Annotated in this window: 5 protein-coding genes and 1 pseudogene; 4 read left to right on the top strand and 2 right to left on the bottom strand. The window is 62.6% G+C overall.

All coding sequences use genetic code 11. The annotated features are described in order from the left end of the window. Positions 1–235 precede the first annotated feature (235 nt). Together EN879_RS20090 and EN879_RS20085 are read right to left on the bottom strand one after the other, a co-directional pair. On the bottom strand, positions 236–1396 hold the full coding sequence (locus tag EN879_RS20090) for a patatin-like phospholipase family protein (RefSeq protein ID WP_024503027.1): 1161 nt from the start codon (positions 1394–1396) through the stop codon (positions 236–238). 47 nt (positions 1397–1443) lie between these two features. Beyond that, on the bottom strand, positions 1444–2190 hold the full coding sequence (locus EN879_RS20085; protein WP_063169133.1) for an acetoacetate decarboxylase: 747 nt from the start codon (positions 2188–2190) through the stop codon (positions 1444–1446). 223 nt (positions 2191–2413) lie between these two features. Here EN879_RS20085 and EN879_RS20080 point away from each other — a divergent pair, with 223 nt between their 5' ends. From EN879_RS20080 to EN879_RS20065, 4 genes and pseudogenes are all read left to right on the top strand, one after another. Beyond that, positions 2414–3202: a 3-hydroxybutyrate dehydrogenase gene (locus EN879_RS20080; protein WP_063169132.1), complete on the top strand. Its 789-nt coding sequence runs from the start codon at positions 2414–2416 to the stop codon at positions 3200–3202. A gap of 461 nt (positions 3203–3663) precedes the next feature. Next, positions 3664–4992 (top strand): NAD(P)H-dependent oxidoreductase, encoded by a 1329-nt coding sequence (locus EN879_RS20075; RefSeq protein WP_024503031.1) that lies wholly within the window; start codon positions 3664–3666, stop codon positions 4990–4992. Between the two features lie 2 nt (positions 4993–4994). Continuing rightward, a complete protein-coding gene (locus EN879_RS20070; RefSeq protein ID WP_063169131.1) occupies positions 4995–6023 on the top strand; it encodes a thiamine pyrophosphate-dependent dehydrogenase E1 component subunit alpha in 1029 nt (342 codons plus the stop codon). Continuing rightward, a pseudogene (locus EN879_RS20065) lies at positions 6023–6347 on the top strand (alpha-ketoacid dehydrogenase subunit beta); the annotation flags it as partial. The gene EN879_RS20070 and the pseudogene EN879_RS20065, both read left to right, overlap by 1 nt.

Here is a 6347-nt window from a genome sequence, read left to right as displayed (position 1 = left end):
GACCATAGGATCCATGCCGCGACTCCTGAGCGTTGCCGCGGTGCAGAATTCTGCTCCGCTGCACTCCGTGGCAAAGGTCACGGCATGGATCCCAGGGTCTCCGCGACGGAGCTTCGCTCCTGCTTCGCCCAAGGATGACGAAGTTTGGAGGCGTCGGCCAATCTCGAGCGTTGGCGATGGCCGTTCAAACGAATCCTGGCCAACAACGCTGAACCGTTGGGCATAACCGGCCTGGCTACGTCGGGTCTTCGCGATGCAGGTCATGGATGGCCACACCGTCGACATTGGTCGGCATCGTCAGCCACTCACGATGGCGCAAGGTGCGCTGCGTGTCCTCCAACCCTGTCTCCCAATGCTCGCGCATCGAGGTGCCTGAGAACTCATAGTCCTTGGCGTGACCCTCATAGCCCTTGTGCTGATAGATCAGGTGCACGATGTTGACGGTGCCGGCGTCCGAATAGTCCTCGATCAGCGCTTCCTCGGCCGGCGTCCGCAACTCCTTCGGCACCCGTTTCAGTGCATCGAGCAGGCGCATCTTGAGACCGTGGATGCGTTTGAAATTGTCGGTGTTTTGCCGTGTGCGGCTTGAATACATGATGTCCTTGTGGCGCGACAGCACGTCCGGCATGCTGCGCGGCAGGACGCCTCGCGCGCTGAACAGGTCGACCTGGAAAACCAGCGAGGAACGGTCCTCTTCCTGGTCGAGCAGATATTGCAGCGGCGTGTTGGAGACGATGCCGCCGTCCCAGTAATATTCGCCTTCGATGCGGATCGACGGGAACGCCGGCGGCAGCGCGCCGCTGGCCATGATGTGCTCCGGTTCGATGCGGACCTTGTCGGTGTCGAAATAGACGAAGTTGCCGGTCCGGACGTTGACCGCGCCGACGCTCAACCGCTTCTTGCCGTCGTTGAGGATGTCGAAGTCGATCAGGCTTTGCAGCGTCTCCTTCAGCTCGGCCGTGTCGTAGAAGCTGGTGGCGCCCTCGGCGCCGGGCTGCTCCATCCAGGGGTTAGGATTGCGCGGCTTGAAGAAGCCCGGCTGCCCCATGACCATGGTCATCCACGAACTGGTGCGATTGCGGATATCACGGTAGATGTCGCCTTCCGGCGTATAGGCCCAGATCTTGCGACCCGAAATCGTCTGCCAGAATTGCTCGAGGCGCTGCAGCCGGCGGCTCGATTCATTGCCGGCGATGATCGCCGCATTGATGGCGCCGATCGACACGCCGGAAAGCCAGCTCGGCTCGCAGCCGGCCTCTGCCAATGCCTGGTACACCCCAGCCTGGTAGGCGCCGAGCGCGCCGCCTCCCTGAAACACCAGCGCGACGCGGTCATACTGCGCCGAGATCTCCGCGATGGTGGCGGTGGCCTCCTTGTTGCGATTGCGTTCGAGCACGGCTTTGGTCTCCGACTTCTGTTTGGGCTCTGAAAGGCTTGTGCAGCTCAGGTGCGGTCGGCGAGATAATCGTGAACCACTTCGCCCAGCCCAAGCGTCAGGTCGGCGGTGAAGTGGACGGCGGATACGATGTCGAGCACCGGCAGCCGCGCCACGTCGGCCATGACGTGCGGCCGCAAATCGAGTGCGGCGGGCGCTGTCCAGGCTTCCTTCAGCGTGATGTCGGTGAGGTGGTAGCGGACCAGTTCGCAGATGCGCGGCGTGCCGTCGACATGCGGGACGATCTTGATCAGGAAATTGGGCGCGGCCAGCGAAGCGAGGACAGAGCCGTGATCGGCTTTCTTGTGCTTGTAGCCCATCGTGCCGGTGGCGCACAGAACGCTGCCATAGTGCAGCGTGCCGACGATGACCTCGCCTTCATGCACGATCTTGGGATTGGCAAGCTTCTTGGGAAAGCCCCACAGTTCGCGGCCGCCGGCGATCGGCGCGTCGTCGTCGAGATACATCGAATGGACGTAGGCGCCGTGCTGGCCCTTGTAGCGCACCGGGATGACCTGGCCGGTCTCGGTGTAGTCGCCGAAACCGGTCGAGTCAGGCATGCGGATGAATTCGTATTTGACCAGCGGCTCGTCGATCTCCAGCGGCTCCGGCACGACAGCCTCTAGCGCCTCGCGCGTCGTGCGGTAGGTGATGATGACGTATTCGCGGTTGAAGAAACGGTACGGCCCGGGCGGAAAGGAGGGGTTGGTCAGCGGCATCGCATAGGCGCGCTTCACGACATCGGCGATCTGCAAGGCTGTAGCCCCATTTTGGTTCAGGAATGACTGCGCGAATGCGCTCCGGATTATGTTGCACGGCACCATGACAGTGCCGTGTCAGCCGCCTGACAGCCGCCCAAGGGGCCTGTCGACGGCCGTCTCAACCCTGTAATCGCACCGACATATGGCTATGGCACTGTCATGGTGCGGCGCACAAAGGCGGCCCCGTTCGTTCCCTCCCACCTCTTGCGAGATCATCATGGGTTTCCTGTCTTCGAAGAACGCCCTCGTCACCGGCTCGACCAGCGGCATCGGCTTGGCCATCGCCCGCGCCTTTGCCGTGGAAGGCGCCAATGTCACCATCAACGGCCTTGGCGATGCGGCTGCCATCGAGCACGAGCGCGCCGGCATCGAGAAGGATTTCGGCGTCAAGTGCCGCTACTCCGGTGCCAACATGATGGATGGCGCGGCGGTCAGCGCCATGGTGCATGAGGCCGAGGCTGCCTTCGGCAGTCTCGATATCCTGGTCAACAATGCCGGCATCCAGCATGTCGCGCCGATCGAGGAGTTTCCCGATGACAAGTGGGAAGCCATCATCCGCATCAATTTGCTCGCCGCGTTCTACGCCATCAAGGCGGCACTGCCGGGCATGAAGACGCGCAAATGGGGCCGTATCATCAACACCGCCTCGGCGCATGCGCTGGTCGCCTCGCCGTTCAAGTCGGCCTATGTGTCGGCCAAGCACGGCATTGCGGGCCTCACCAAGACGGTAGCGCTCGAAGCAGCGCTCGACGGCGTCACCGTCAATGCGATCGCGCCGGGCTATGTCTGGACGCCGCTGGTCGAAAGGCAGATTCCCGACACGATGAAGGCGCGCGGCATGACCGAGGAACAGGTCAAGCACGATGTGCTGCTCGCCGCCCAGCCGACCAAGGAATTCGTCACCGTCGACGAGCTCGCCGCGCTGACGCTGTTCCTGTGTTCGGACGCGGCCAGGCAGGTCACCGGCACAACCTTGCCGATGGATGGCGGCTGGACGGCACAGTAGAGGGTAATCCAAGCGTTCCGTTTGCCTGCTGGTGCCGCTGGGCGCTGGCAGAAAAGCACCCGGCTATGCCGTGATCTTAATCGATGCGGATGGCGTGGTCGTGCATTTCCATGATTTTGCGATCGACGCGGCGGGTTGCCCGCCTCCGGCAGGCTTCGCGGGGCACTGAGCAGGACTTCCCGCGAGGGCCAAGATGCCGCCAGTCGCATGTGCCGGCCTATTGCACGGCAGCGCAACAGGCTGCGCCGTTGGCTGAGCTGAACGATCCCAACCGATGCCCATCCGCGCACTGACGGCGACTGCGCGGCATCGGGTTTCCCAGCCTCTTTCTCGTCCCGCCGGACTACGGTGAAAGTGTCCGAAAAAGCACGGGAATATGGACATTAGTCTTGACAGAAATACAGATGTTCAATACCCGTCAGGCAATCGAACAAGCCTGCATTATGGGAGGAACGAGCGGTATGGCTTCCAATGTTTCGTTGACGGGTCTTGCCCGCGATCTCGAGGAACGCGCAAAGTCGGGCAAGCCTATCCGCATCGGCCTGATCGGCTCGGGCGAGATGGGAACCGACATCGTCACTCGTGTCGCCCATATGTCGGGCATCGAGATCGGCGCCATTTCCGAACTGAACCTGCCGGCTGCCAGCAAGGCCGTCGATATCGCTTTCCAGGAAACCGGGCATGCGCGCGAAGTGTCGAATGCTTCGGCTATGACGTCGGCGATGGAAGCCGGCAAGGTCGCGGTCACCAACGACGCCGACCTTGTCATCAACAATGATCTGATCGACGTCGTCATCGATGCCACCGGGGTTCCCGCCGTTGGCGCCGAGATCGGGCTGCGCGCCATGGAGCATGGCAAGCATCTGGTGATGATGAATGTCGAGGCCGACGTCACCATCGGCGCCTATCTGAAAAGCGAGGCCGACCGGCTCGGCGTCACCTATTCACTGGGCGCCGGCGATGAGCCGTCCTCCTGCATGGAGCTGATCGAGTTCGTCTCGGCCATGGGTCACCCGATCGTTGCCGCCGGCAAGGGCAAGAACAATCCGCTCAACATCGACGCTATTCCCCCGGACTATGAGGAGGAAGCCAAGCGCCGGCACATGAATGTCCGCATGCTGGTCGAATTCGTCGACGGCTCCAAGACCATGGTCGAGATGGCGGCAATCGCCAATGCCACCGGCCTGGTTCCAGACAAGGCTGGCATGCATGGCCCGGCGGCGACGCTTGGCGAACTGTCCAAGGTGCTGGTGCCGCAGAAGGATGGCGGCGTTCTGTCGAAGGTCGGCGTCGTCGACTATTCGATCGGCAAGGGTGTCGCGCCCGGCGTCTTCGTCGTTGCCGACATGTCGCATCCGCGCATCTCCGAGCGCATGGAAGATCTGAAGATGGGCAAAGGCCCGTATTTCACTTTCCATCGTCCCTATCACCTGACCTCGCTCGAGGTGCCGCTGACCTGCGCGCGCGTCGTGCTCTACGGCAAGGCCGACATGGTGCCGCTGGCCAAGCCGGTGGCCGAAGTGGCCGCCGTGGCCAAGAAGGACATGAAGCCCGGCGAGAAGCTCGATGCGATCGGCGAATATTGCTACCGCGCCTGGATCATGACGACGCCTGAAGCGCGCGCCGCCAAGGCCATTCCCTGCGGCCTGCTGCAGGGCGGCTCGGTCACCGCGCCGATCAAGAAGGGCGAACTCATAACCTACGCGAATGCAGCGCCCGCGGCGGGCTCCAAGATCGCCGAACTGCGCGCTCGCCAGGACAAGCTCGTCTATGGGACCGTGGGAGCGTGATCATGGCCACAGCCAGCAAAGCCGTCACTGACAGTCGCGCCAATCTGCCCTTCGTCTACCGCCAGTACAGCGCCGAGCAGCTCAAGCAGGTGCTCCACAAGATGTACCTGATCCGCCGCTTCGAAGAGGGCGCGGAGGAGTGCTACACGCGCGGCCTCATCCATGGCACCATGCATTTGTCGATCGGCCAGGAAGCCAGCGCCATGGGCATCTGCATGCCGCTTGCCGAGGATGACCAGATCACCTCGACGCATCGCGGTCACGGCCACTGCATTGCCAAGGGCGCCGAGGTCAAGCGCATGTTCGCCGAGTTCTTCGGCAAGACCACAGGCTACTGCAAGGGCCGTGGCGGCTCGATGCACATCGCCGATGTCGGCAAGGGCAATCTCGGCGCCAATGGCATCGTCGGTGGTGGTATCCCGATCGCCGTGGGGGCGGCATTGTCCTCCAAGATGATGAAGACCGGCAAGGTCGTGGTCTCGTTCTTCGGCGATGGCGCCAACAATGAAGGCGCTTTCCACGAGGCGCTAAACATGGCGGCGGTCTGGAAGCTGCCTGTCATTTTCGTCTGCGAGAACAATGGCTACGGCATGTCGACATCGACAGCCCGCTCGACCGCGGTCAAGAACATCGCCGAGCGCGCCGCCGCCTATTCGATGCCCGGCGTCATCGTCAACGGCAACATCTTCTCCGAGGTCGCCGAGGCGTCTCATCAGGCTGTTGCCCGAGCCCGCGCCGGCGAGGGGCCGACGCTGATCGAGTCCAAGACCTATCGCCATCGCGGCCATTCCAAGAGCGACCGCAACCGCTATCGCACCAAGGAAGAGATCGAGGACTGGATGTCGAACCGCGATCCGATCACCCTGTTCGAAAGCGAGCTCAGGGAATTCGGCTTCATCGACGACAAGGGCATCGAGGCCATTCGCGATGCCGTGGCGCAAGAGATCGCCGAGGGCATCGAGTTCGCCAAGGCGAGCCCATCGCCCGATATCAGCGAGACGGGAAATTACGTGTATACGGAGCAGGCGTGATGGACGCGATGGTGCGTGAACTGAGCTACGCCCAGGCGATCCAGGAGGCCATGGCGATCGCCATGGACATGGACGAGCGCGTTTTCCTGATGGGCGAGGATATCGGCGTCTATGGCGGCGCCTTCCAGGTCACCGGCGACCTGGTCGAACGTTACGGCGCTGACCGCGTCATCGACACGCCGATTTCGGAACTGGGCGGCGCGGGCGTTGCGGTTGGGGCTGCGCTCACCGGCATGCGGCCGATCTTCGAGTTCCAGTTTTCCGATTTCGCCACGCTTGCCATGGAGCAGATTGTCAACCAGGCGGCCAAGATGCGCTTCATGC

Source organism: Mesorhizobium sp. M7A.F.Ca.AU.002.02.1.1, assembly GCF_003998535.1.
GTDB lineage: Bacteria > Pseudomonadota > Alphaproteobacteria > Rhizobiales > Rhizobiaceae > Mesorhizobium > Mesorhizobium ciceri.
This window is presented reverse-complemented; position numbering and strand designations above follow the sequence as displayed.